Consider the following 23,667-nt stretch of genomic DNA (forward strand, 5'->3'; position numbering starts at 1 on the left):
CCGAGGATGGAAGCCTCGAGGTTGAAATCAGCATCCACCACGGCGACGAGATCCAGCTCAAGGCTCACCGCTGGTAGTTTTTCAGCAGCCTGCTAGAGCCTGTCCGGTGCTTAGTGAAGCACCGGACAGGCTCTAGGCTTTTGGTTTTCCGTGTGAGTCACGTTTCAAGCGGTACCGCTTGAAACGATCGCACTCTAAAGGTAGCTCTGCTCGCCGGGATCCTCATGCCGCCGTCGGGTGAGGACCGTCAGCGCCGCCACCACCGCGGCGAAGCACAGCGTCAGCAGCACGTAGAAGGCCAGCGCCATGCCGACCGTCATGGTGCCCATCAGCACCATGGCCAATATCCAGATACCCAGCGAAACGATGGCGCGCGCTGACATGGGTTGTCTCCTGTCCCCTGTCCTGTCCGCCCGGACCCAAGATACCCAGACCCAGGATACCCGGAGCCTGAACGGCCGTCTGTCCCCGGTCGCACCCGATCCCCATTATCCGGGGGAATGAGGTTTCGTTCCTCGCGACGTGCGTCCAGTCAGGAGCGTGCCACACCCGCCGGTTGGGCCGGGGCGCGGCATCCTGTCGCTGTGCGGGCGCGCCGCACCCGCGTGCGGATCCGAAGAACCGCCCGAACTGGTTTGCGTGGTCAACAAGCCTGTTGACAGGGAACGTGGGCGACCTTACGTTTACGTAAACGTCAAGGAAGGGCGACGCGTGGATCATCTGGCCGGCGACATCGATGCCCGGGGGACGGAACCGGACGGGTTCGAAGGCACCCGGCCGGATTGCCGGGGACCGGTGGCGAGCTTCGGCATCGGCGAACTCGCAGCGGAATTCGGCCTGACCCACCGCACCATCCGCCACTATGAGGAGGAAGGGCTGCTGGCGCCGGCGCGCTCGGGCACCGTCCGGGTCTACGACCACCGCGACCATGCCCGGCTCGCGCTGATCTGCCGGGGCAAGCGGCTGGGCTTCAGCCTTGCTGAGATCAAGGAATTCCTGAACCTCTACGACAGCGACGACGCCCAGGTCGAGCAGATGCGCTACATGCGCGGCATCGCCCGGCGCCGCATTTCCGCCCTCGAACAGCAGCTCGCCGACGTCCAGCAGACGCTGGGCGAGCTGTACCGCATCGACACCCAGATCTCCGAGCATCTTGGCCGCAACGGCATCACGGAGACGCAGGACATGGAGGAGAAGCACTCATGAAGTCGGTCGTCATCGCCGGTTATGCCCGTTCGCCCTTCGCTTTCGCCCACAAGGGCGAGCTGACCAAGGTCCGTCCCGACGACCTGCTGGCCCGCGTCATCGCGGCGCTGGTCGAGCGCACCGGCCTGAAGACCGACGACGTCGAGGACGTGGTTGTCGGCTGCTCCTTCCCGGAGGGCGAGCAGGGGCTGAACATGGCCCGCGCCGTCTCCTTCCTGGCGAAGCTGCCGCAGACGGCCGGGGCCACCACGGTCAACCGCTACTGCGGCTCGTCGATGCAGTCGATCCATCAGGCCGCCGGCGCCATCCAGATGGGGGCCGGCGAGGTCTTCGTCTGCGGCGGCGTGGAGTCGATGACCCGCGTGCCGATCATGGGCTTCAACCCGCTGCCCAACCCGGCGCTGAAGGAGGTTTATCCGGAAGCCTACTGCTCGATGGGCGTCACCGCCGAGAATGTCGCCCGCAAGTACGGCATCTCCCGCGCCGAGCAGGAGGCGCTTGCCGTCGCCTCCCATGCCAAGGCGGCGGAGGCCCAGGAAGCGGGGCGCTTCGCCGACGAGATCGTCGGCATCCCGACCCCGGCGGGGCTTGTCGAAAAGGACGGCTGCATCCGTCCCGGCACCACTGCCGACGGGCTGTCGGGCCTGAAGCCGGCCTTCATGGCCGACGGTACCGTGACGGCCGGCACCTCCTCGCCGCTGACCGACGGGGCCGCGGCCGTGCTGGTGACGACCGAGGACTACGCCAAGGCCAACGGCCTGCCGATCCTGGCCCGAATCCGTTCGGTCGCCGTCGCCGGCTGTGCGCCGGAGCTGATGGGGCTCGGCCCCATCCCGGCGACCCGCAAGGCGCTGGCCCGTGCCGGCCTGTCGATCAACGACATGGACGTCATCGAGATCAACGAGGCCTTCTCGTCGCAGGCCATCGCCTGCATGCGCGATCTCGACATCGACCCCTCCCGCATCAACCCGGACGGCGGCGCACTGGCTCTCGGCCATCCGCTCGGCGCCACCGGCGCCCGCATCACCGGCAAGGCGGCGGCCCTGCTGAAGCGCGAGGGCAAGCAGTTCGCCCTGGCCACCCAGTGCATCGGCGGCGGCCAGGGCATCGCCACCATCCTGGAAGCGGTCTGACGACGGGATCGGGAGGAGACATACGATGAAGATCGAACGCGCCGCCGTGATCGGTGCGGGCGTGATGGGTGCGGGCATCGCCGCCCATTTCGCCAACGCCGGCATCCCCTGCGTCCTGCTCGACATCCCGGCCAAGGACGGTGCCGACCGCAGCGCCATCGCCAAAGGTGCGGTGGCGAAGATGCTGAAGACCGATCCGGCTCCCTTCATGCATCCCAAGAACGCCAGGCTGATCACGCCCGGCAATCTCGAGGACGACCTGGCCCTGCTGGGCGACGTCGACTGGATCGTCGAGGCCATCGTCGAGAACCCGGCGATCAAGGCCGACCTCTACAAGCGCATCGACCCAGTGCGCAAGGCGGGCTCGGTGGTGTCGTCCAACACCTCGACCATCCCGCTGGCGGTGCTGACCGAGGGGCAGGGCGAGGGGTTCCGCAAGGACTTCCTGATCACCCACTTCTTCAATCCGCCGCGCTACATGCGGCTGCTGGAAATTGTCGGCGGCCCGGAGACGCGGGCCGACGCCATGGCCGCCGTCGCCGACGTCTGCGACCGCCGTCTCGGCAAGGGCGTGGTCCATTGCAAGGACACGCCGGGGTTCATCGCCAACCGCATCGGCGTCTTCTGGATCCAGTCGGCCGTGAATGCCGCTGTCGATCTCGGCCTGACGGTGGAGGAGGCGGACGCCGTCGGCGGCCGTCCGATGGGCATCCCCAAGACCGGCGTCTTCGGCCTGATGGACCTCGTCGGGCTGGACCTGATGCCGCACATCGCCAAGAGCATGTCCGCGACCCTGCCGGCGAACGACGCCTATCGCGGCCAGATGCGCGAGCATCCGGTCATCACGAAGATGATCGCGGAGGGCTATACCGGCCGCAAGGGCAAAGGCGGCTTCTACCGTATCAACAAGGCCGGCGGCGGCAAGGTCAAGGAGTCGGTCGACCTGCAGACCGGCGACTACGCCCCGTCGGAGAAGGCCCGGCTGGACAGCGTGTCGTCGGCCGGCCGCGACCTGCGCAAGCTGTGCGAGCACCCGGACAAGGGCGGCCGCTTCGCCCGCCGCGTCCTGGCGCAGACGCTGGCCTACGCCGCCAGCCTGGTGCCGGAGATCGCCGACAGCATCGTCGCCGTCGATGAGGGCATGCGCCTCGGTTACAACTGGAAGCAGGGTCCGTTCGAGCTGATCGACCGGCTGGGCACCGACTGGTTCGCCGAGCTTTGCCGCTCGGAAGGCATCCCGGTCCCGGCGCTGGTCGAGACCGCGGCCGGCCGTCCCTTCTACCGGGTGGAGGGCGGCAAGCTCCAGCACCTGACCACCGCAGGCGTCTATGACACCGTCGTGCGTCCGGACGGCGTGCTGCTGCTGTCGGACATCAAGCGTGCCGCCGGCAAGCCGGTGTGGAAGAACGGCTCCGCCAGCCTGTGGGACATCGGCGACGGCGTGCTGTGCGTCGAGTTCACCAGCAAGATGAACGCCGTGGACGCCGACATCATGGCCGCCTACGAGAAGGCCATGCGCCTGATCGGCGACGGCCAAGGGAAGACGGGTGGCGACTGGAAGGCGCTGGTCATCCACAACGAGGCCGACAATTTCTCGGTCGGCGCCAATCTGGGCCTCGCCCTGTTCGCGCTGAACATCGGCCTGTGGCCGCAGATCGAGGAGATGGTGGAGGGCGGCCAGCGCACCTACCGCGCGCTGAAATACGCGCCCTTCCCGGTGGTGGCGGCGCCCAGCGGCATGGCGCTCGGCGGCGGCTGCGAGATCCTGCTGCATTCCGACCATGTCCAGGCGCATGCCGAAACCTATGTCGGCCTCGTCGAGGTCGGCGTCGGCCTGATCCCGGCCTGGGGCGGCTGCACCGAGATGCTGGCCCGCCATCAGGCCAACCCGAAGGCGCCGCGCGGACCGATGCCCGGCATCGCCAAGGCCTTCGAGATCATCAGCACCGCCACCGTCGCCAAGTCGGCGGCCGAGGCCAAGGAGCTGCTGTATTTCCGCGCCACCGACGGCATCACCATGAACCGCGACCGCCTGCTGGCCGATGCCAAGGCCAAGGCGCTGGAACTGGCGGAGACCTACACCCCTCCGGAGAAGGCCACGGCCTATGTGCTGCCCGGTCCCGGTGCCAGGGCGGCGATGGATCTGGCGGTGGAGGGCTTCGCCCTGCAGGGCAAGGTCACGCCCCACGACAAGGTGGTCTGCGCCGCCCTGGCCGAGGTGCTGAGCGGCGGCGAGGAGGCCGACGTCTCCAAGCCGGTCGGCGAGGACCATGTCCTGCGGCTGGAACGGGAGGCCTTCATGGGGTTGGTGCGCACCGGCGGTACCATCGACCGGATCGAGCACATGCTGACCACCGGCAAGCCGCTGCGGAACTGAGGGGGAGGAACGAGAGATGCCGATCTACAAGGCTCCGCTGGAGGATGTGCGCTTCGTCCTGGACGAGATCGTCGGCCTGGACAAGCTGTCGGCCCTGCCGGGATACGAGGAAGCGACGCCGGAACTCGTCGGCCAGGTGCTGGAGGAAGGTGCCAAGCTGTGCGAGGAGGTGCTGTTCCCGCTGAACCAGTCCGGCGACGGCGAGGGCTGCCATTTCGAGAACGGCGTGGTCCATACGCCCAAGGGCTTCAAGGAGGCGTACGCCACCTACATCGAGGCCGGCTGGCAGGGGCTGGCCTGCGACCCGGCCTACGGCGGGCAGGGGCTGCCGAAGCTGGTCAACACCATGCTGGAGGAGTTCATCTGCTCCGCCAACCTCAGCTTCGGCATGTATCCCGGCCTGTCGCTCGGCGCCTACAACGCGCTGGCGATGTACGGGTCGGACGAGCTGAAGCAGCGCTTCCTGCCCAAGCTGGTCGACGGCACCTGGTCTGGCACCATGTGCCTGACCGAGCCGCACTGCGGCACCGACCTCGGCATCATCCGCACCAAGGCGGTACCGGACGGGGAGGGCAGCTACAAGATCACTGGCACCAAGATCTTCATCTCGGCCGGCGAGCATGACCTGACCGAGAACATCCTGCATCTGGTCCTGGCCCGCCTGCCGGACGCGCCGGCCGGGACCCGCGGCATCAGCCTGTTCCTGGTGCCGAAGTTCCTGGACCGTGCCGACGGCTCCGTCGGTCCGCGCAACGGCGTCGCCTGCGGCTCCATCGAACACAAGATGGGCATCAAGGCGTCTTCGACCTGCGTGATGAACTTCGAGGACGCCACCGGCTGGCTGGTGGGCGAGCCGCACAAGGGCATGCGCGCGATGTTCGTGATGATGAACGCCGCCCGTCTGGCAGTGGGCATCCAGGGACTGGGGCTGGCCGAGGTGTCGTACCAGAATGCCGTCAACTATGCCCGTGAACGCCTGCAAGGCCGGTCGCTGTCAGGGGTGAAGGCGCCGGACAAGCCGGCCGACCCAATCATCGTCCATCCCGACGTGCGCCGGAACCTGCTGACCGCCCGGGCCTATGCCGAGGGTGCGCGTGCCCTCGGCGCGCTGGTCGCCTACAATCTGGACGTCGCGGAGAAGCATCCCGACACCCGGACCCGCCGCGACGCCGACGAGTTCGTCCAGTTGATGACGCCGATCGTCAAGGCGCTGTTTACCGACATCGGCTTCGAGTCGGCCAACATCGCGGTACAGGTGCATGGCGGCCACGGCTTCGTCTGGGAAACCGGCGTCGAGCAGTATGTCCGCGACGCCCGCATCTGCCAGATCTACGAGGGCACCAACGGCATCCAGGCGCTCGACCTCGTCGGCCGCAAGCTGCCGCAGGACATGGGGCGCCTGCTGCGCCATTTCTTCCACCCCGTAGGCCGCGACATCGAGGCGGCGATGCAGAAGGACGAGTTGGGCGAGTTCGTCATGCCGCTGGCCAAGGCCTTCGCCAAGCTCCAGCAGGCCACCGCCCTGATCGCCCAGAAGGGCCTGAAGGATCCGGAGGAGGCCGGCGCCGCGGCCAGCGACTATCTGCGCCTGTTCGGTCTGGTCGCGCTCGGTTGGATGTGGTTGAGCATGGTGGAGAAGGCTCAGGCCAAGCTGGCCGCCGGGGACGGCGATGCCGCCTTCCTCGAAGCCAAGGTCAAGACCGCTCGCTTCTACATGACCAAGCTGCTGCCCCAGGTGAACAGCCTGTTCATCGCCATCACAGCGGGGGCCAAGCCGTTGATGGAAATGGACGAGGCGGCCTTCTAGGGCGGCGGGCCCACCATCCTCCGTACCCGGCGCGCCAGGCCGGCCCCGAACCCTCCCGGGTCGGGGCCGGCCTTTTTTTCCGGGTGCTCCTTGATTGCGTGAGCGTGGCCGGAAACGACAATATGTCGTTGGAGATATCGCGGATGGGGTGCGGTGGCCCCTACCAATCGGGGGGCTAAACCGTGACAAAAGTTAATTTCAGGTTGTCTGTTCTCGTTCCACCGTGTTACATCTCTATTGAGTTTACGTTCGGCCGGTGCCTGCTATATCCTTTGGGTTTTAGGGAATATGCGGGTGGCAACAGCCTCCTCCTTTTCTCTGGTCCAGGAAGCGTCTTTCGGAGGACAGGCATGGTTCGGGAGTTTGAGCGATGAAGATCCTGATCGGTGATGATCACGTCCTGTTCCGGGAAGGTCTTCGCCGTTTGCTTGAGCAGCTTCGCGAAAATGCAACTTTCGCCGAAGCCAGCAATTTCGATGAGCTTTTGGACATGGCGGCGTCCGGGGCGGCGTCCGGGGAAGGGTATGACCTGGTGCTGACCGACCTGCGCATGCCTGGCTGGCCGGGCTTCTCGGGCATCGGCATGCTGCGCGACCGCCAACCGAATGCGAAGGTGGTCGTCATCTCCGCGTCGGAGGCGCAGACGGATGTGCGGGAGGCGCTGGAGAATGGCGCCGCCGGCTACATTCCCAAGTCGTCCAGCGTGAAGATCATGCTGAGTGCGCTCGACCTGATCTTCTCGGGCGGCGTCTATGTGCCGGCGACGGTTCTGCGCGAGGGGACCGAAACGGACCAGCGCGGCGGCGGGGCGGTCATGCCGCCGTCCGATCCGCAGCTCGAACAGCTCCTGACCCAGCGTCAGCGTGAAGTGCTCGACCGCCTGCGCGAGGGCAAGTCGAACAAGCAGATCGCCCATGAACTCGGCTTGTCCGAGGGAACGGTGAAGATCCACATGACCGCCATCTTCAAGTCGCTGGGCGTGCGCAACCGCACCCAGGCGGCCATGGCCTTCCCCCAGTCGCACTCGGCCTGACAGGCTTCCTCCCGCGTTCCGGCGGGGGAGGAAAGCTGACCGTTCGACGCACCGGCCGTTTGAAGCGCCCGTTCTCCGGTTCCCACCTCCCGCCGCCCCGTTTGGGCGGCGGGAGCGTGTCGGGGAAGAGGCAGGCGCTGCCTTACCCCATGCCCGCCACATATCCGCGCAGCGATTCGACCTCCAGTTCGGCGTCGTCGATGCGCGCCTTGACGACATCGCCGATGCTGATGACGCCCGTCACCCGGCCGCTCTCGAGGATCGGCACGTGACGGATGCGCCGTTCGGTCATCACCGCCATCATGTCGGCGACGGTATCGGTCGGCGTGGCGGTGATCAGTTCGCGCGTCATCAGGTCGGCAGCCGGCCGATCAAGGGCCATGGCGCCCTCACGGGCAACCGCACGCACGATATCGCGCTCGGACAGGATGCCCACCGGCTGGCCATCGCCGGACAGCACCAGGACGGCACCGATCCGATGTTCCGTGAGCAGCCGGGTGACCGCGGCCACCGTATCGTCCGGTGCGGCGGAGATGATGCGGCTGCCCTTGCGCTTCAAGACGGCGGCGACATGCATGGCTGTACGGCTCCCTTGCGGTGACTCCAATCATGGAATCATGGGAACTCGAAAACAATCCGCAAGCCAAACCATAAAAAGAGAGGGCGGCTCCTCCGAATGGAGGAAGCCGCCCTGCGCAATGTCCGGATTGTTCCGGCTTAGAAGCGGTAGCCGACGCCGATGCCGACCAGCCACGGATCGAGGGTGACCTTGGAGGAAACCGGGAGGACGGCGCCGCCCAGGTTCGCGTTGGCGGTCACGTCGGTCTTGAGGAAGATCTTCTTGACATCAAGGTTCAGCGACCAGTTGCCGGTGATGGCGACATCGACGCCGGCCTGCAGGGCCCAGCCGAAGCGGTTCTTGTAGTGAGTGTCGGTGATGCTGAGGCCGGCGCCGTTCGGGCTCTCGGCTGCGTCCTCGTTGTAGAACAGCGTGTAGTTGACGCCGGCGCCGACATACGGGCTGACGCGTTCCTTCGGCATGAAATGGTACTGCACGGTCAGGGTCGGCGGCAGCAGCGAAACTTTGCCGACGTCCGTCATGCCGCCGACGGCAGAAAGCAGGTTGCCCTTCACGCGGTGGCGGCTGGTGCCGGCGATCAGTTCGGCGGCGATGTTGTCGGTGAAGAAGTAGGAGAAATCGACTTCCGGAATGAAGTCGTTGCCGACACGGGCCTTGCCGACGTCACCGAGCGCCGAGTTGCTGATCGTGCCCTTCTCCTGGGGCAGCACGGCCAGGCCGCGCGCACGGATCAGGATGTCGCCGGCCGACTTGCCCTTGAAGTCCTGGGCGAAGGACGGAGAAGAAATGGCGACAAGAGCCGAGGTCGCCAGCAGGGCGGCGGCGGCGCGCGACAGGATGGTCATGGGGTCTGCTCCAGGCGAAATGCGTTGTTGCTGTTCTGTGGCATTAGCCGGTGGAGGTATTACCAGACCTTGACTAGGGCTACTAGGGGGGCACAACCGATCCTTTCCTGATGCAGCAGCTCTGCAACAGTGACGAGTTGTCGCATGGACATTGAATTCAAGGGGTTGGCTTGATCGTCTGCTGCGGAATCAACGCCAGGCAGTTCTGTACGATGGCGTAGCATTGTCCAAGCCGTGCCGAACCGCCGCTTGCACCGCCATAGACCACGCGTTCGACGATCCCGTTTCTCAGGCTGAAGGTCGCCTGACAGTCATAGCTGGTCACTTCATAGCCGTAGTCAGGCCATCCGTACCCATAACCGTAGTAACGCGGTCCCCAGCCATAATAGCCGATCGGAGGGCTTGGATAGGAGACGATGCGGGAGCTGTTGTAGGTGAAATACTCGCGGTTGTCGACCGTGGCCTGCCGGTTCGGAACGCCGGCGCAGGTCAGCAGCGTTTCCTTGGGCATGCCGATCAACGCGGTCTGGGCGAACATCGCCTGATCGGCCGAAGGATTGGCACATCCGGCGAGCGATGCGGCGCCGAGCCCAAGGGCCGCCAGGATCAATGGTTGCAGACGCTTGCGTCCAGGGCTGGCCAGGGTCATGGCGGCACTCCTCGCTGTCCGGTCGACGTCCGGGGTCAAGCTCGTCGAAAGTCGATGTTGCCCAAGGTCAACGCTTGCGGGCCGGCGACAGGTCGGCCTCTGACAGGCCGAGCGAACGCACGTCGTCGGGCAGCCCGGCGCCGGTCGCGAGCCCTGCCGCTACCCTGCCCATGGCCGGTGCGGTCTGGATGCCGTAGCCGCCCTGGCCGGCCAGCCAGAAGAAGCCTTCCGCATCGGGGGAGAATCCGACGACCGGCACCTTGTCGGCCACGAAGCTGCGCAGGCCGGCCCAGCGATGCGCCAATCTGCGAACGGTGAAGCGCGCGGCTTGTTCCAGCCGGTCCACCGTTTCGGCGACGTCGATGTCCTCCGGCTGCACGTCGCAGGGGGCGACCGGAGTCTGGTCGGCAGGCGACGCCAGCAGGCGTCCGGCATCGGGCTTGACGTAGAAGGTCTCGGCGATGTCCGTCACCATCGGCCAGCCGTCGAGTCCGGCCTTGTCGGCGGGATCGGCGAAGACCGGATCGAAGGTGATGGCGGTGCGCCGCTTCGGCACCAGCCCGACGGTGGCGACCCCGGCGAGCCTTGCCAGTTCGTCGGCCCAGGCACCGGCGGCGTTGACCACCACCGGGGCGGCGAAGCTGCCGGCCGTGGTGTCGGCGATCCACAGACCGTCGCGGTGCGCCAGCGCGCGCACCTCGGCATCGGTGGCGACCCGGCCGCCGCGCGCCTTCAGCCCGCGCAGATATCCCTGGTGCAGCGCATGGACGTCGATGTCGCGGGCATCGGGCTCCCACACGCCGCCGACGGCGTAATCGGCCCGCAGGAAGGGCGCGCGGTCCAGCACCCTGGCGCGGTCCCAGCGCTCGACCGACGGGGTGAGGCGGCGTCCCTGCTCGAACTCCTCGTCCAGCCTTGCGGCCTCATGGTCGCGTCCGATGATCAGCACGCCGCGCGGCGTCAGCAGCGGGTGCTCGGCGAAGCCGGCGGGAGGGCGGGTGTAGAAGTCCCAACTCGCCACCGTCAGGGCGCGGATCGGTGCCGGGCCATAGGTCTGGGTATAGAGCGCCGCCGACCGGCCGGTCGAATGGTATCCGGGCTGCGATTCACGCTCCAGCACCAGGACCGTTCCTTTCGCCGCCAACTCATAGGCGGCCGATGCTCCGGCGATGCCGGCACCGACCACCAGGAAATCAACGCGCTCCATGCTTCTTGCTCCTCAGACCCTTCATCGCCCGCTCATGGAACGGCGGCGCTTGCGCCCGGCATGTGATCCGGAAGTGCCACCATTTCAAGGATCAGCTTCTGCCGCAGCGCGGCGACGAAGCTGTCGCGGTCCATGGCCCCTTTGACGAAGCTGCCCGGCCCGCCGATCACCGACTCCTCGAAATACTCTTCCAGCCAGGGAAATTCGTCGAGGATGGCGAGGCCGTTGACGACGATGCCACGCTTCGTCACCCGGTCGCGGGCTGTCGCCGGATCGATTCCGGCGTTCGAGAAGCCGTTGGAGACCAGATCGATGACCCGTCGCGGCGCCGATCCGCCATGGTCGAACAGTGCGGCGGCGTCCTCGATCGCCGCGCCGATGGCGGTCGAGTCGCCCTGGAACCCGCGGGGCAGGGCATCGATGCCGTCGGCGAAGCGCGAGGCGTCCTCCGGCCGCTTGAGGCTCGTCCAGGGGATCAGCACCCTGAGGCTGTGCGGGCCGGAGTAGGCGGCGAGGGTGACCAGCGCATGGGCGGCGGCCAGCGCCTCCGCCACCGCTGGGTCGCGGAAGGCGGCGGCATGCCCCTGCAACTGGAATTCGAGGTCACCGGTGGTGATCGAGGCCGATCCGTCGAGCGCCAGCACCAGGGCCACGCCGGCAGGGCCGGCTTCTCCGGCCTGCCGCGGCGGTGCTGCCCGCGGGGCCGTGCAGGGGAGCGCCAGGAGCACGAGCAGCGCCAGGGCATACAGCAGGGTGCGCGGCATTCGGCTTCCCATTCCGTCACACGGTCTTCAGGGCGTGGCGCACCACCTTCACCATCACCGACGGCAGGGCTTGGTCGCCCAGCCGGTCAACCGGCACCCAGGTGCCGGCCGCCGACTGCCAGCCGGTGCCCGCAACGGCGGCGACCACCTCAAGCTCCAGGTGAAAATGGGTGAATGTGTGGCGGACAAGCCCCGGCAGGCGGCGCCAGCGGGCGGGAAGCGGCTGCTGCGCCGCCACCGCCGCATCGTCCGGCGCCTCCTGTTCCCAGCGGGTGGAGGGCACCTCGGCCATTCCGCCCAGCAATCCCTCCTCCGCCCGGCGTCGCAGCAGCACCGCACCGTCCGGGTTCAGCACCCAGTAGGCGACGCCACGCCGGGTCGGCTTCTCCGCCTTGGCCAGCTTGCGCGGCAAGGTCTCGGCGATGCCGGCGGCGCGCGCCCGGCAGAACTCCGACCAGGGGCAGAGCATGCATTTGGGCTTGCGTGGGGTGCAGACGGTGGCGCCGAGGTCCATCATCGCCTGCGCATAGTCGCCGGGGCGTTCGTCCGGCGTCAGGGTGGCGGCGAGGCGGCGCAGGGTGGGCTTGGCGGCCGGCATCGGCTCTTCCACCGCGAAGATGCGGGCGATCACCCGCTCCACGTTCCCGTCCACCACGGTGGCCTTGCGGCCGAAGGCGATGGCGGTGATGGCGGCGGCGGTGTAGGCACCGACGCCCGGCAGCTCCAGCAGGTCCGCCTCCGTCGCCGGGAAGCGTCCGCCGTGGGCCTCGGCGACCACGCGGGCGCATTTGTGGAGGTTGCGCGCCCGCGCGTAGTAGCCGAGCCCGGCCCAGGCCACCAGCACGTCGTCGAGCGGCGCGTCGGCCAGCGCCCGGACCGTCGGCCAACGGTCGGTGAAGGTGCGGAAATAGGGGGCTGCCGCCGGCACCGTGGTCTGCTGCAGCATGATCTCCGACAGCCAGACGCGGTAGGGGTCGGCGGTCTCGCCGGGTTTGGCGCGCCAGGGCAGGTCGCGGCGGTGGCGGTCGTACCAGGACAACAGCCGCCGGGCGGCCTCGGTCTTTTCAGGAATCATGGTGGGGAAGAAATAGAGGGTCCGGCGCGTCTGGGGAAGAGCGGGGCGGGACCCTGTGCAGGGCGCCACGCTTGCGCTAGGGTGCCGCCACACCACATGACCCGGAAACCGGCTCCCGGAAAAGACCGGGGACCGAACAGGAGTGATCGCAGAGCATGACCGGACCGCGTCGCATCGGCCAATCCGTTCCGGAGGTCGCCGGCAAGGTGCTGGGCAAGCGCGGGCTTGCCTTCGGCGCGCTGATCACCGACTGGCCGTCGATCGTCGGCCACCAGCTTTCGCTGCGCACCGCTCCCGACAAGCTGAGCTTTCCCCGCGGCAAGCGCGAGGAGGCGACCCTGCACATCCGTGCCATGGGCGCCATCGCGCTGGAACTGCAGCATCTGGAACCGCAGATCATCGAGCGCATCAACAGCTTCTTCGGCTACCGCGCCGTCGCGAAGATCAAGCTGGTCCATGCCGCCCTGCCGTCGGCACCGTCGCCGGTGGTGCGTCCGCGCACCCTGACGATGGACGAGGAGATCACCGTCACCACCACGACCTCGGCCGTCGAGGACGAGGAGCTGCGCGCCACGCTGGAGCGTTTCGGCCGTTCGCTGCTCGCCCGCCCGAAACGGGCGGCACGGTGACGCGTGCGCTTTTTTTCCACCGGCCCGGTGCTGGACGCCCCGGGCCGTCCCTGTCTATAGATCAACATCTGGTAGGAATGAGGGCAAAGTGAACCGCAAAATTCTGGGCCTCGCCGGGCTGCTCGCCATCGGATTCACCGCCGCGTTCGGCACCGCCATGACGGCGGCGCCCGGCGCGGCCCGCGCCGCGGCCGAACTGCCGCCGTTGTCCGAGTTGATGGCCGACCGCGTCCTGGGCGATCCGAAGGCGCCGGTGACGATCCTCGACTATTCGTCGATGACCTGCCCGCACTGCGCCCACTTCCACACCGACATCCTGCCGAAGATCAAGGAAGCCTACATCGACACCGGCAAGGCCAAGCTGATCTTCCGCGACTTCCCCTTCGACCAGGCCGCGCTGCAGGCCAGCATGCTGGCACATTGCGCCCCGGCCGAGCGCTACTATCCGCTGACCGACGTGCTGTTCAAGAGCCAGTCGACCTGGAGCCGCGCCGCCGATCCCGGCAAGGCGCTGGCCCAGTACGGCAAGCTGGCGGGCATGAGCCAGGACACCATCGACGCCTGCCTCGCCAGCAAGGAGCTGGCCGACGCCATCCTGAACAGCCGCCTCACCGGCCAGAACCAGTACAAGGTGGAGGCCACCCCGACCTTCATCCTGAACGACGGCAAGGAGCGGGTGGAAGGCGCCCAGCCCTTCGAGGAGTTCGCCAAGAAGATCGACGCGCTGCTGAAGTAAGGTATACCCCCCTCCTAACCTCCCCCGCTCTCGGCGGACCGAAGGTCCGTCCGATCGCGGGAGAGGTTAGGGGGGCAACATCTCCCGCACCGATCCCAAGTTCAGTATACCAAAGGTCTTCTCTCCAGTGCAGTTCACGCGTCTCCGCCTGTCGGGCTTCAAGTCTTTCGTCGATGCCACCGAACTGGTCATCGAACCCGGCATGACCGGGATCGTCGGCCCCAACGGCTGCGGCAAGTCCAACCTGGTGGAGGCGCTGCGCTGGGTGATGGGGGAGACCTCGGCCAAGCGCATGCGCGGCGACGACATGGACGACGTCATCTTCGGCGGCACCTCCAGCCGCCCGGCCCGCAATCTGGGCGAGGTGACGCTGGCGGTCGACAACCGCTCGCGCACCGCTCCGGCCGGTTTCAACGAACAGGACGAGCTGGAGATCACCCGGCGCATCGAACGCGGCTCCGGCTCCGACTACCGGATCAACGGCAAGCTGGTGCGGGCGCGCGACGTGCAACTTCTGTTCGCCGACAACGCCTCGGGTGCCGGCTCGCCGGCGCTGGTCAGCCAGGGCAAGGTGGCGCAGATCATCGCCGCCAAGCCGCAGGAGCGCCGCGCCCTTCTCGAGGAAGCCGCCGGCATCACCGGCCTGCATTCCCGGCGGCACGAGGCCGAACTGCGGCTGAAGGCGGCCGAGAGCAACCTGACCCGTCTCGACGACGTGATCGCGGCGATGGACGGCCAGTTGAACAGCCTGAAGAAGCAGGCGCGGCAGGCCGCCCGCTATCGCAGCCTCTCCGAACAGATCCGCAGGACCGAGGCGGTACTGTGGCACTTGCGCTGGATCGCGGCGCAGGAGGAGCACAGCCGCGCCCGCACCGCCTTCGCCGCTGCCGAGGCCGCGGTGCGCGACCGCATGCTGTCGGTCAACCAGCTCGTTGCCCGGCGGGCCGAGGCCGCCGCCGGCCTGCCGGACAAGCGCCAGGATGAAACGCGGGCCGCCGCCGGCCTGCAGCGGCTGGTGATCGCCCGCGAGCAGCTCGATGCCGAGGAAAAACGCGTCACCGAGCAGCGGCAGGCGCTGGAGTCGCGGCTGCGCCAGATCGCCGGCGACCTCGGTCGCGAGGAGGCGCTGGCCGCCGATGCCGGCGAGGCGCTGGCCCGGCTGATCGCCGAGCGTGAGGCACTGCTGGCCGCCCAGGCCGACGAGGAGGTGCTGGAGGAGGCCGCCGGCGAGGCGCTGGCCGAGGCGCGCGAACGGGTCGACGTGCTCGACCGGGAGTTGATCCGGCTCACGGAGGCGGTTGCCGCCGACGAAGCACGTCGTGCCGCCACCGAGCGCCAGGCGGCCGAGCTGGAGACGCGTGCCGCCGGGCTTGCGAAACGGCTGGCCGAGCAGCAGGCGCAGCGTGCCGCCCTGGAGGCCGAGATCGCCGCCAGCGCCGACCTGTCGGATGCCGAACTGGCGGTGGAGCTCGCCGAGCAGAGGTTGGAGCAGGCGCGCGAGGCTGCGGAGGTCGCCGAGCACGCCAAGGCGGAGGCCGAGCCGGCCCAGTCGCGGGCGCGCGAGGCATTGTCGGCGGCGGAGTCGGCCCGCGCCAGGTTGCGCGCCGAGGAAAGTGCGCTCGCCGAACTGCTGGAGGCGGGATCCGGCGGGCAATTCCCGCCGCTGGTCGATGCCGTGGCGGTGACCCCCGGGTACGAGGGCGCCCTGGCCGCCGCGCTCGGCGACGCCCTGACGGCGTCGCTCGACGGCGCAGCCCCCCTGCATTGGCGGGACCTGCCGGCCTATGGCAGCATTGCGCCGCTTCCGGCGGGCACCGAGCCGTTGACCGGCCATGTGGAGGGGCCTGCAGCGGCATCGCGGGCGCTCGCCCACATCGGGGTGGTCGCCGATGCCGACGCCGGATCGGCGCTTGCGCCGGCCTTGGCGCCCGGACAGATCCTCGTCAGCCGCGACGGCGGCGCCTGGCGCTGGGACGGGCTGACCATGCAGGCGGGCACGCCGACGCCCGCCGCGGTGCGGCTGAAGCAGCGCAACCGGCTTGCCGAACTGCGGGGCGACCTGGAACTGGCCGAGGACCGCGTCGAGCGCTGCCGGGAAGCGCTCGACGCCGCCAGGCTGGCGGTCGAGGCTGCCGTCCAGGCCGACCGCCGTGCCCGCGAGGCGGTGCGCGACGGCTTCTCCGCCTTGAACGTCGCGCGTGAGCGGCACGCCAAGCTGGCGCGCCAGGCCGACGCCGCCTCCACCCGCCTTGCCGCGCTGGCGGAGGCGGTGGAGCGGCTGGCCATCGACGAGCGCGAGGCCGCCGCCCGGCGCGACGAGGCGCTGGACCTGCTGGCGTCCCTGCCCGATCCCCGCGAAGGGCGGGAGCAGGTGAGCGATCGACGGGCGGCGCTGGCCGACCGGCGCGCGGCGTTGGCGGACCGGCAGAACGCGCTCGACCGGCTGACCCGCGAGGCCCAGGCACGCCGCCAGCGGCTCGCCGCCATCCAGGACGAGACCGCGTCGTGGGACACCCGGTCGGCGGGAGCCGGCGGGCGGGTGGCCGAACTGCGCCGGCGCGCCGAGGAGGCGGACGGCGAGCTTGCCGGACTGTCCGGCCGCCCGGCGGCGATCGCCACCGAACGGCAGGACCTGCTCGACCGCATCGCCGCCGCCGAACGCGACCGCAAGCGGGCGGCCGACGCGCTGGCCGAAGCGGAGGCGTGGCTGGCCGGGACCGAGCGGGCACTGCATGACGCGGAGGCGGCGCTGTCCGATGGGCGCGAAGCCCGCGCCCGTGCCGAGGCCGCGGTTTCCGCCGCCGTCCAGCAGGAACGCACCCTGACCGAGCGGATCGCCGAGCGCCTGGACTGCCGGCCGGAGGACACCCGCGCCGCCGCCGAGCTCGCGGACGGCGAGACGCTGCCCGATGCCGCTTCCGTGGAGGAGCGGCTGGACAAGCTGACGCGCGAGCGGGAAGGCATGGGGCCGGTCAACCTGCGGGCCGAGATCGAGGCGGCCGAGCTGGACAGCCAGATCGCCGGCCTGCAGGGCGAGCGCGAGGACCTGACCGCCGCCATCGCCCGGCTGCGCCACGGCATCTCCAGCCTGAACCGCGAGGCAAGAGAGCGGCTGGTCGCCAGCTTCGACGTGGTCAACCGCGATTTCCAGGACCTGTTCACCCGCCTGTTCGGTGGCGGCAGCGCGCATCTGGAACTGGTCAACGCCGAGGATCCGCTGAATGCCGGGCTGGAGATCTATGCCAGCCCGCCGGGCAAGAAGCTGCAGGTCCTGTCGCTGCTGTCGGGCGGCGAGCAGGCGCTGACCGCGCTGTCGCTGCTGTTCGCCGTCTTCCGCTCCAACCCGGCGCCGATCTGCGTGCTCGACGAGGTGGACGCGCCGCTCGACGAGGCGAATGTCGGCCGCTTCTGCGACCTGGTGGAGGACATCGCCCGCCAGGGGGATACGCGTTTCCTGATCATCACCCATCATCGCCTGACCATGGCCCGCGTCGACCGCCTGTTCGGCGTCACCATGGTCGAACGCGGCATCTCGCAACTGGTTAGCGTCGACCTCAGCCTGGCGGAGGAGTTGCGCGGAGTGGCGTGACGGCCGTCTCCGGGCGCGCCGGTCTGACCTGCGGTTGCGGCATTGGGTCGCGCCGGCATTTGCCCATAATGTGGGCAGCCTTTCCCATAGCCATCGCGATCCGCCGCCATGACCGACGCCGACTCCGCCGAGCTGCTGCCCGCCGAGGCCGATTCGGTCCCCTATGCCGTCGGCTGCTTCCTGGGTGCCATCCTGCTGTTCGCGGCGATGGACACGCTGATCAAGCTGCTGACCGCCGATTACCCGGTGCCGCAGTTGATGTTCGTGCGCTCGCTGGTCGCCTTCCTGCTGGTCGGCGGCTACACCCTGGTGCGCGGCGGCGGGCTGGCGGCGATGCGGACGCGGCGGCCCTGGGGCCATGTCTGGCGGGCCTTCGCCGGTCTGATCTCCATGGGATGCTTCTTCTACGCCTTCCGCGAGCTGCCGCTGGCCGAGGTCTATGTGCTGAGCTTCGCCGGCCCGCTGTTCATTACCGCGCTGTCGGGGCCGCTGCTGGGCGAGCCGGTCGGCTGGCGGCGCTGGGCGGCGGTGGTCGTCGGGTTCGGCGGGGTGGTGGTGATGGCGCAGCCGTCGGCCGGGGCGCCGCTGGTGCCGGTGCTGGTCGGGCTGGTGGCGGCGCTGTTCTATGCGCTGGCCGCGCTCGCCGTGCGCGGCCTGTCGCGGACCGAGACCAGCGTGTCCATCGTCCTCTACCTGCTGCTGACGACCACGGTGGTCAGCGGTGCGATTGCGGTCCCGGTTTGGACCGCACCGTCCGCCGCCGCGCTGGGCCTGATGGCGCTGGTGGGGACGCTGGGCGCCGGGGCGCAGGTGCTGCTGACCCAGGCCTTCCGCCGGGCGCCGCCGTCGGTGGTGGCGCCGTTCGAGTACACCGGCATGGTCTGGGCCAGCCTGTTCGGCTGGATGGTGTTCGGCGACCTGCCGACGGTGCCGGTGCTGGCCGGCGCCATGGTCATCATCGGCAGCGGCCTCTACATCCTGCATCGTGAAACGGTGGTGGCGCGGCGGCGGTTAGGTGGGCGGCAGGGTGGGCGGCTGGGGCATCGCATATGGCTCCCTCTCCCGCCCCGGGAGAGGGAAGGGGCCCATGCGGAGCATGGGAAGGGTGAGGGGTGATCCAAGAAACCTTGGGGTTCTAGCGTCTTGGGCCACCCCTCACCCTCCCCACTTCGTGGGTCCCCTCCCTCTCCCGGGGCGGGAGAGGGCGATGATCGCCATATGCGACGCCCCCTGTGGGCGGGCGGCTGGGCGCTTGACAGGAGCGGCGGGCCGGCTCCACTCTCGCCGCTCGTTGACGGCTGGGGTGCCCGCGTTCCCGTGCGGGCTGAGACACACCCATCGAACCTGATCCGGGTCATGCCGGCGAAGGGAGCCGACCGGACCCGACGGACCCGCCCCGTTCCCCCGCGTCGCCCCGTACCGCCCATGGCGCCGGCGCGAGCGAGGAGCATTCGGTCATGCGGCGCACCCGTCCCCTTCCGTCCATCCTGAGGGCGGCGATCGTCTCGGCGATCGCGGCATCGTCGGTCGCGGTATCGCCCGGCGCCGCCCGTGCCGACGACACCCTGTCCTTCCCGGTGCTGGTGCCGCTGACCGGCTTCCTGTCGCTGGAGGGCACCAGCCAGCGCAACGGCGCCGTCCTGGCGCTGAAGCAGACGCCGGCCGGCGTCGCCATCGCGTCGGAGGTGGTGGACACCGGCACCTCGCCGGAGGCGGCGGTGACGGCGCTGGAGCGCGCGGCCGGCGACGGCAAGGTCGGCGCCGTCGCCGCCAGCATGCTCGGCACCCAACTGCTGGCGATGCTGCCGCTGGCCGCCGAGATGAAGCTGCCGCTGGTCACGGTGTCCGGCACCGCCTCGATCACCGAGCAGGGCAACCCCTGGGTCTTCCGCTTCTTCCCCGGCGACGCGGTGACCAAGGCCGCCCATGCCCGCTATGTGGTGGAGGAACTGGGCAAGCGGCGCCCCGCCGTCATCTACCAGACCACCGCCTACGGCCAGAGCGGCAAGCAGCATCTCGACGCCGCCTTCAAGGCGCTGGGCGTCACCCCGGTGTTCGAGGAGGGGGTGGATCCCGCTGCCAAGGACCTGCTGCCGGTGCTGAGCAAGGCGCTGGCGGCCAAGCCCGACGTGCTGGTCCTGCACCTGCATTCCGGGCCGACGGCGCTGCTGCTGAAGCAGGCCGCCACCAGCGGCGTCGACCTGCCGATCGTCGCCGGCTCCGCCATGCACCAGCCGAGCACCGCCGCCCTGCTGGAGCCCGCGGAGCTGAAGGGCGTCTGCGCCGAGACCGCCGCCTCGCCGATCTCCGGCGGCTCGCCGGAGATCGAGGCCTTCACCGACAGCTACCGCACCGCCTTCGGCAAGGACCCGGACGCCTTCGCGCTCGGCCAGTATGACGGCATGACCATGGTGCTGGAGGCGGTGAAGGCCGGCGCCCGCAGCCCCGAGGCGATCCGCAAGGCGCTGTCGGCGGAGAGCTTCCAGGGCCTGGCCATGACCTACAAGTCGGACGGCAAGGGCAACATGGCCCATTCCGCGGTCATCGTCTGCTATGACGGGACCAGCCGGGTGCCGAAGCTGGTCAAGCGCTACGACGACCCGGCCATCGCGGCGAAGTGAGCGGATGGCCGCGCTGCAACTGCTGCTCAACGGGGTGGCGCTGGGGGCGGCCTATGCGCTGGTGGCGCTGGGGTTCGTCCTGGTGCTGAACGCCACCTCGGCGGTGAATTTCGCCCAGGGCGACCTCGTCATGGCTGGCGGGCTGCTGGCGGTGGCGCTGGCGCCGCTGATCCCGCTGCCGGACGCGCTGCCGGGCATCGTCCTGCTGCCGCTGGTGCTGGTGCTGATGGCCGGGCTCGGGCTGCTGCTGGCGCTGGCCGCCTACCTGCCGCTGCGCCGCCGGCCGCCGGTGTCGGTCTTCATCAGCACCATCGCCGTCGGCATCATCCTGCAGAACGGCGCCGCCATCCTGTTCGGGCCGGAACCGCGCGCCGCGCCGCCGCTGATCGGCGACGGCACGCTCCGCCTCGGCGGGCTGGCGGTGCCGGAGCAGTCGCTGGCCATCGTCGCGGTGGCCGCCCTGCTGATCGGGGCGCAGCAATGGCTGTTCGCCCGCACCCAGCTCGGTCGCCGGCTGCGGGCGACCGCACAGGATCCGGAGATGGCGCGGGCCTGCGGCGTGCCGGTGACCGCGATGATCCTGGTGACCTTCGCCATCGCCGCCGCCTGCGCCGGTGCCGCCGGCCTGCTGCTGGCCAACCGCTATTTCGTCACGCCCACCGCCGGCGGCGACCTGATCCTGAAGGCCTACATCGCGGTGACGGTCGGCGGCTGGGGCTCGGTGCCGGGTGCGGTGGTGGGGGCGCTGCTGATCGCGCTCTTCGAGGTCGGGGTGTCTTCGATCCTGTCATATCCCGCAGCGCTCGGGGCGCTCTACCTGACGCTGCTGGCGATCCTGGTGCTGCGGCCGCAGGGACTGTTCGGCGAAGCGGTGCGCCGCCGTGGCTGAGCGTCGGTCCGATGCTGCCGCCTCGCCGCCGCGGGGAGGGGGCGTCCTGGCGGGCGGCGCGCTCGCCCTGCTGGCCTATGCGCTGCTCTACGCCTCCCCCTACGGCCTGCGTGTGCTGACCGTCGCCGGGGTCTATGCCCTGGCCGCCTTCGGCTTCCAGATCGTCTTCGGGCTGGGCGGGGCGCTGTCGCTGGCGCAGGGCGCCTTTTTCGGCGTCGGCGCCTATGTCACCGGCATCCTCGGCAGCCGCTACGGCCTGGGCTTCGAGGCCACCTTCCCGCTGTCTCTGCTGGCGCCGCTGCTGCTGGCGCTGCCGGTCGGGCTGGCGGTGCTGCGCCTGGCGTCGCACTATTTCGCCCTGGCGACGCTGGGGATCGCCCAGGTGCTGCACCTGCTGGCGGTGAACCTGCCGGACCTGACCGGCGGCGCCAACGGATTGGCCGGGGTGCCGGGGGTGGTGCTGTTCGGCCATGCGGTGGCGCGCGGGCTGCCGATGGCCGTGCTGGTCTGGGGGCTGGTGGCGCTGGGCGGGCTCGTCGGCTGGCTGCTGGCCCGCGGGCGGTTCGGCCGTTCGTTGACGGCGCTGCGCGACGACCCGCTGGCGGCCGGCACGCTGGGCCTCGATGTCGGCCGGCTGCGCCTTGCCGCATTCGCAGCCAGCGCGCTGTTCGGCGGGGCTGCCGGGGCGCTGGCCGTCCACACCCAGCGCGTCGTTTCGCCGGAGGTCCTGGAGTTCCCGGTGATGGTCTCCATCCTGACCATCGCCATTGTCGGTGGGCGCGGACGAATGGCCGGGGCGATGCTCGGGGCGGTCCTGCTGCTGCACCTGCCGGAATGGTTCCGCTTCCTGGAGCGCGGTTATCTGGTGGTCTATGGCGGCGCGCTGCTGTTGACCGTGCTGGTCGCTCCCGACGGTCTGACCGGGCTGATCGACCGTGCCGCCGGACGGCTGTGGGGACGCCGCCCGCACCGGTTGCCCGCCGCATCGGCGCCGCCACGGTTTCCTGCGGGCGGCCTCGCCGTCGAGGGGCTCGGGAAGTCCTTCGGCGGCGTGCATGCCGTCGACGGCGTGTCCCTGGAACTGACGCCCGGCACCATCACCGGCCTGATCGGACCCAACGGGTCGGGCAAGTCCACCGTCATCAACCTGCTCTCCGGGCTGGAACGGCCCGACGCCGGCCACGTCGTCCTGGCGGGCCGCGCGGTGACCGGCGCCCGTGCCGACCGGCTGGCCCGCGCCGGGTTGGCCCGCAGCTTCCAGGCGGCGGCGCTGCCGGAGGGCGCCGGCGTACTGGAGGCGGTGGCCGCCGCGCGCCTCGCCTTCGATGCCGATGCCCGACAGGCCGAGGCGCATGCCCGCTGGGCGCTCGACCGGCTGGGGGTGGGGGATTTGGCGGCGCAGTCCTGCGACGGGTTGCCGGCTGCCCTGCGCCGCCGCGTCGAGCTGGCCCGTGCCGTCGTCCGCCGCCCGGCGGTGCTGCTGCTCGACGAGCCGGCCGCCGGCCTGACCGACGGCGAGAAGGCCGAACTGTCGACCCTGCTGCGCGGGTTGACGGGGGAGGGGACGGCGATCCTGCTGGTGGAGCACGACATGGGTTTCCTGCTGCCGCTTGCCGGCCGCGTCCTCTGCCTCGACCGCGGCCGGGTGATCTACGATGGCCCGGCCGCGGGGGTCCGCCAGGATGGGGCCGTCGCCGCCGCCTACCTCGGCACGGCGGTGCCGGCATGACGGCGCTGCTCTCCATCCGGGAGCTGACCGCCGGCTATGGCGGGACGGCGGCGCTCGACGGCGTGTCGCTCGAACTCGCGGCCGGCGAGACGGCGGCATTGCTCGGCGCCAACGGCGCCGGCAAGTCGACGCTGCTGAAGGCGCTGCTCGGACTCGTGCCGGCAGGGGGAGGAATGCGGTTCGACGGCGCCGACATTTCCGGGATGGCCACCGAGGACCGGGTGCGCCGCGGCATCGGCTATGTGCCGGAAGGGCGGCGCGTCTTCGCCGGCATGAGCGTGCGCGACAACCTGGAGGTCGCCGGGCTGCCCGCCGCCCGTGATCGGGCCCGCGATGTCGAGCGCGTCTTCACCCTGTTTCCCGACCTCGCCTGCAAGAGCGGCGAGCGCGCGTGGCGCCTGTCCGGCGGCCAGCAGCAGATGCTGAGTCTCGGCCGTGCCCTGATGGGGCGCCCCCGCCTGCTGCTGCTGGACGAGCCGTCGCTCGGCCTGTCGCCCAAGCTGGCGGACGAGGTCTTCGCCGCCATCCGCGGCATCGCCGCCGACGGCACCGCCGTGCTGCTCGCCGAGCAGAGCGCCGCCCGCGCCCTGTCCGTCGCCCCGCGCGCCGTGCTTCTGCGCCTGGGCCGGGTGGTGGGCGACGGGCCGGTCGGGGCGCTGTCGCAGGAAACGCTGAGGATGGCGTTCTTCGGGTGAGGCCGCTCCCCTCCCTTCCCCTGCGTGTCCCGTGCAACAGGTGTCAGACTCCTGCCACGGGCAGGGCGGTTGCGCTTGCGGACCGGTGCGGGCGCGGATAGCT

At 69.8% G+C, this 23,667-nt stretch carries 20 protein-coding genes and 1 riboswitch; of the genes, 13 read left to right on the top strand and 7 right to left on the bottom strand.

What is annotated here, in order from left to right; all coding sequences use genetic code 11:
• Nucleotides 1-194: 194 nt before the first annotated feature.
• Nucleotides 195-383 carry a hypothetical protein gene (locus J2850_RS29135; protein ID WP_209990369.1) on the bottom strand — a complete coding sequence of 63 codons (189 nt, stop codon included), beginning with the start codon at nt 381-383 and terminating at the stop codon, nt 195-197.
• A 412-nt stretch (nt 384-795) separates the two neighbouring features.
• Between J2850_RS29135 and J2850_RS29140 the strand changes: the two genes are divergently transcribed.
• The 5 genes from J2850_RS29140 (at nt 796) to J2850_RS29160 (ending at nt 7,556) form a co-directional block, all read left to right on the top strand.
• Entirely contained in the window at nt 796-1,206 is a 411-nt protein-coding gene (locus tag J2850_RS29140; protein WP_307354585.1) for a MerR family transcriptional regulator, read from the top strand.
• Complete coding sequence (locus J2850_RS29145; protein ID WP_209990371.1) at nt 1,203-2,339, top strand: thiolase family protein; 1,137 nt, start codon at nt 1,203-1,205, stop codon at nt 2,337-2,339. Before J2850_RS29140 ends, J2850_RS29145 begins: the two co-directional genes overlap by 4 nt.
• 25 nt (nt 2,340-2,364) lie before the next feature.
• Entirely contained in the window at nt 2,365-4,716 is a 2,352-nt protein-coding gene (locus J2850_RS29150) for a 3-hydroxyacyl-CoA dehydrogenase/enoyl-CoA hydratase family protein (RefSeq protein ID WP_209990374.1), read from the top strand.
• Between the two features lie 16 nt (nt 4,717-4,732).
• The gene (locus J2850_RS29155; RefSeq protein WP_209990376.1) at nt 4,733-6,523 is read left to right on the top strand and encodes an acyl-CoA dehydrogenase C-terminal domain-containing protein; all 1,791 of its coding nucleotides are present in this window, start codon (nt 4,733-4,735) and stop codon (nt 6,521-6,523) included.
• A 370-nt stretch (nt 6,524-6,893) separates the two neighbouring features.
• Nucleotides 6,894-7,556: a response regulator gene (locus tag J2850_RS29160; RefSeq protein WP_209990380.1), complete on the top strand. Its 663-nt coding sequence runs from the start codon at nt 6,894-6,896 to the stop codon at nt 7,554-7,556.
• A gap of 142 nt (nt 7,557-7,698) precedes the next feature.
• Here the strand turns inward: J2850_RS29160 and J2850_RS29165 are convergent, their stop codons facing one another.
• The 6 genes from J2850_RS29165 to mutY all read right to left on the bottom strand — a co-directional run bounded on the left by J2850_RS29165 (nt 7,699) and on the right by mutY (nt 12,676).
• Nucleotides 7,699-8,133, bottom strand: a complete 435-nt coding sequence (locus J2850_RS29165) for a CBS domain-containing protein (protein WP_209990382.1) — start codon at nt 8,131-8,133, stop codon at nt 7,699-7,701.
• Between the two features lie 140 nt (nt 8,134-8,273).
• Entirely contained in the window at nt 8,274-8,981 is a 708-nt protein-coding gene (locus tag J2850_RS29170; protein ID WP_209990385.1) for an OmpW/AlkL family protein, read from the bottom strand.
• Between the two features lie 157 nt (nt 8,982-9,138).
• Complete coding sequence (locus J2850_RS29175) at nt 9,139-9,630, bottom strand: hypothetical protein (protein WP_209990387.1); 492 nt, start codon at nt 9,628-9,630, stop codon at nt 9,139-9,141.
• Between the two features lie 67 nt (nt 9,631-9,697).
• Nucleotides 9,698-10,837: an NAD(P)/FAD-dependent oxidoreductase gene (locus J2850_RS29180; protein WP_209990389.1), complete on the bottom strand. Its 1,140-nt coding sequence runs from the start codon at nt 10,835-10,837 to the stop codon at nt 9,698-9,700.
• A 32-nt stretch (nt 10,838-10,869) separates the two neighbouring features.
• Nucleotides 10,870-11,601: a DUF1194 domain-containing protein gene (locus J2850_RS29185; RefSeq protein ID WP_209990393.1), complete on the bottom strand. Its 732-nt coding sequence runs from the start codon at nt 11,599-11,601 to the stop codon at nt 10,870-10,872.
• 16 nt (nt 11,602-11,617) lie between these two features.
• Entirely contained in the window at nt 11,618-12,676 is a 1,059-nt protein-coding gene (gene mutY, locus J2850_RS29190) for an A/G-specific adenine glycosylase (protein WP_209990396.1), read from the bottom strand.
• Nucleotides 12,677-12,831: 155 nt separating this feature from the next.
• On the opposite strand from mutY, the gene J2850_RS29195 reads away from it, so the two are divergent.
• The 8 genes from J2850_RS29195 (at nt 12,832) to J2850_RS29230 (ending at nt 23,564) form a co-directional block, all read left to right on the top strand.
• The gene (locus J2850_RS29195; RefSeq protein ID WP_209990399.1) at nt 12,832-13,305 is read left to right on the top strand and encodes a DUF721 domain-containing protein; all 474 of its coding nucleotides are present in this window, start codon (nt 12,832-12,834) and stop codon (nt 13,303-13,305) included.
• A gap of 88 nt (nt 13,306-13,393) precedes the next feature.
• A complete protein-coding gene (locus J2850_RS29200) occupies nt 13,394-14,041 on the top strand; it encodes a DsbA family protein (protein ID WP_307354580.1) in 648 nt (215 codons plus the stop codon).
• 127 nt (nt 14,042-14,168) lie between these two features.
• On the top strand, nt 14,169-17,630 hold the full coding sequence (locus tag J2850_RS29205) for a chromosome segregation SMC family protein (RefSeq protein ID WP_209990402.1): 3,462 nt from the start codon (nt 14,169-14,171) through the stop codon (nt 17,628-17,630).
• Nucleotides 17,631-17,738: 108 nt separating this feature from the next.
• Nucleotides 17,739-18,746: a DMT family transporter gene (locus J2850_RS29210; RefSeq protein ID WP_246513738.1), complete on the top strand. Its 1,008-nt coding sequence runs from the start codon at nt 17,739-17,741 to the stop codon at nt 18,744-18,746.
• 173 nt (nt 18,747-18,919) lie between these two features.
• Nucleotides 18,920-19,018: riboswitch (TPP riboswitch) on the top strand.
• 69 nt (nt 19,019-19,087) lie between these two features.
• Nucleotides 19,088-20,251: an ABC transporter substrate-binding protein gene (locus J2850_RS29215; protein ID WP_246513739.1), complete on the top strand. Its 1,164-nt coding sequence runs from the start codon at nt 19,088-19,090 to the stop codon at nt 20,249-20,251.
• A gap of 4 nt (nt 20,252-20,255) precedes the next feature.
• Nucleotides 20,256-21,140, top strand: coding sequence for a branched-chain amino acid ABC transporter permease (locus J2850_RS29220; RefSeq protein WP_209990405.1), 885 nt, complete (start codon nt 20,256-20,258; stop codon nt 21,138-21,140).
• Nucleotides 21,133-22,869, top strand: coding sequence for a branched-chain amino acid ABC transporter ATP-binding protein/permease (locus tag J2850_RS29225; RefSeq protein ID WP_307354582.1), 1,737 nt, complete (start codon nt 21,133-21,135; stop codon nt 22,867-22,869). The genes J2850_RS29220 and J2850_RS29225 overlap by 8 nt, the downstream gene beginning before the upstream one ends.
• Nucleotides 22,866-23,564: an ABC transporter ATP-binding protein gene (locus J2850_RS29230; RefSeq protein ID WP_209990408.1), complete on the top strand. Its 699-nt coding sequence runs from the start codon at nt 22,866-22,868 to the stop codon at nt 23,562-23,564. The genes J2850_RS29225 and J2850_RS29230 overlap by 4 nt, the downstream gene beginning before the upstream one ends.
• Nucleotides 23,565-23,667 lie beyond the last annotated feature (103 nt).

It is taken from the genome of Azospirillum picis, assembly GCF_017876115.1.
Classification (GTDB): domain Bacteria; phylum Pseudomonadota; class Alphaproteobacteria; order Azospirillales; family Azospirillaceae; genus Azospirillum; species Azospirillum picis.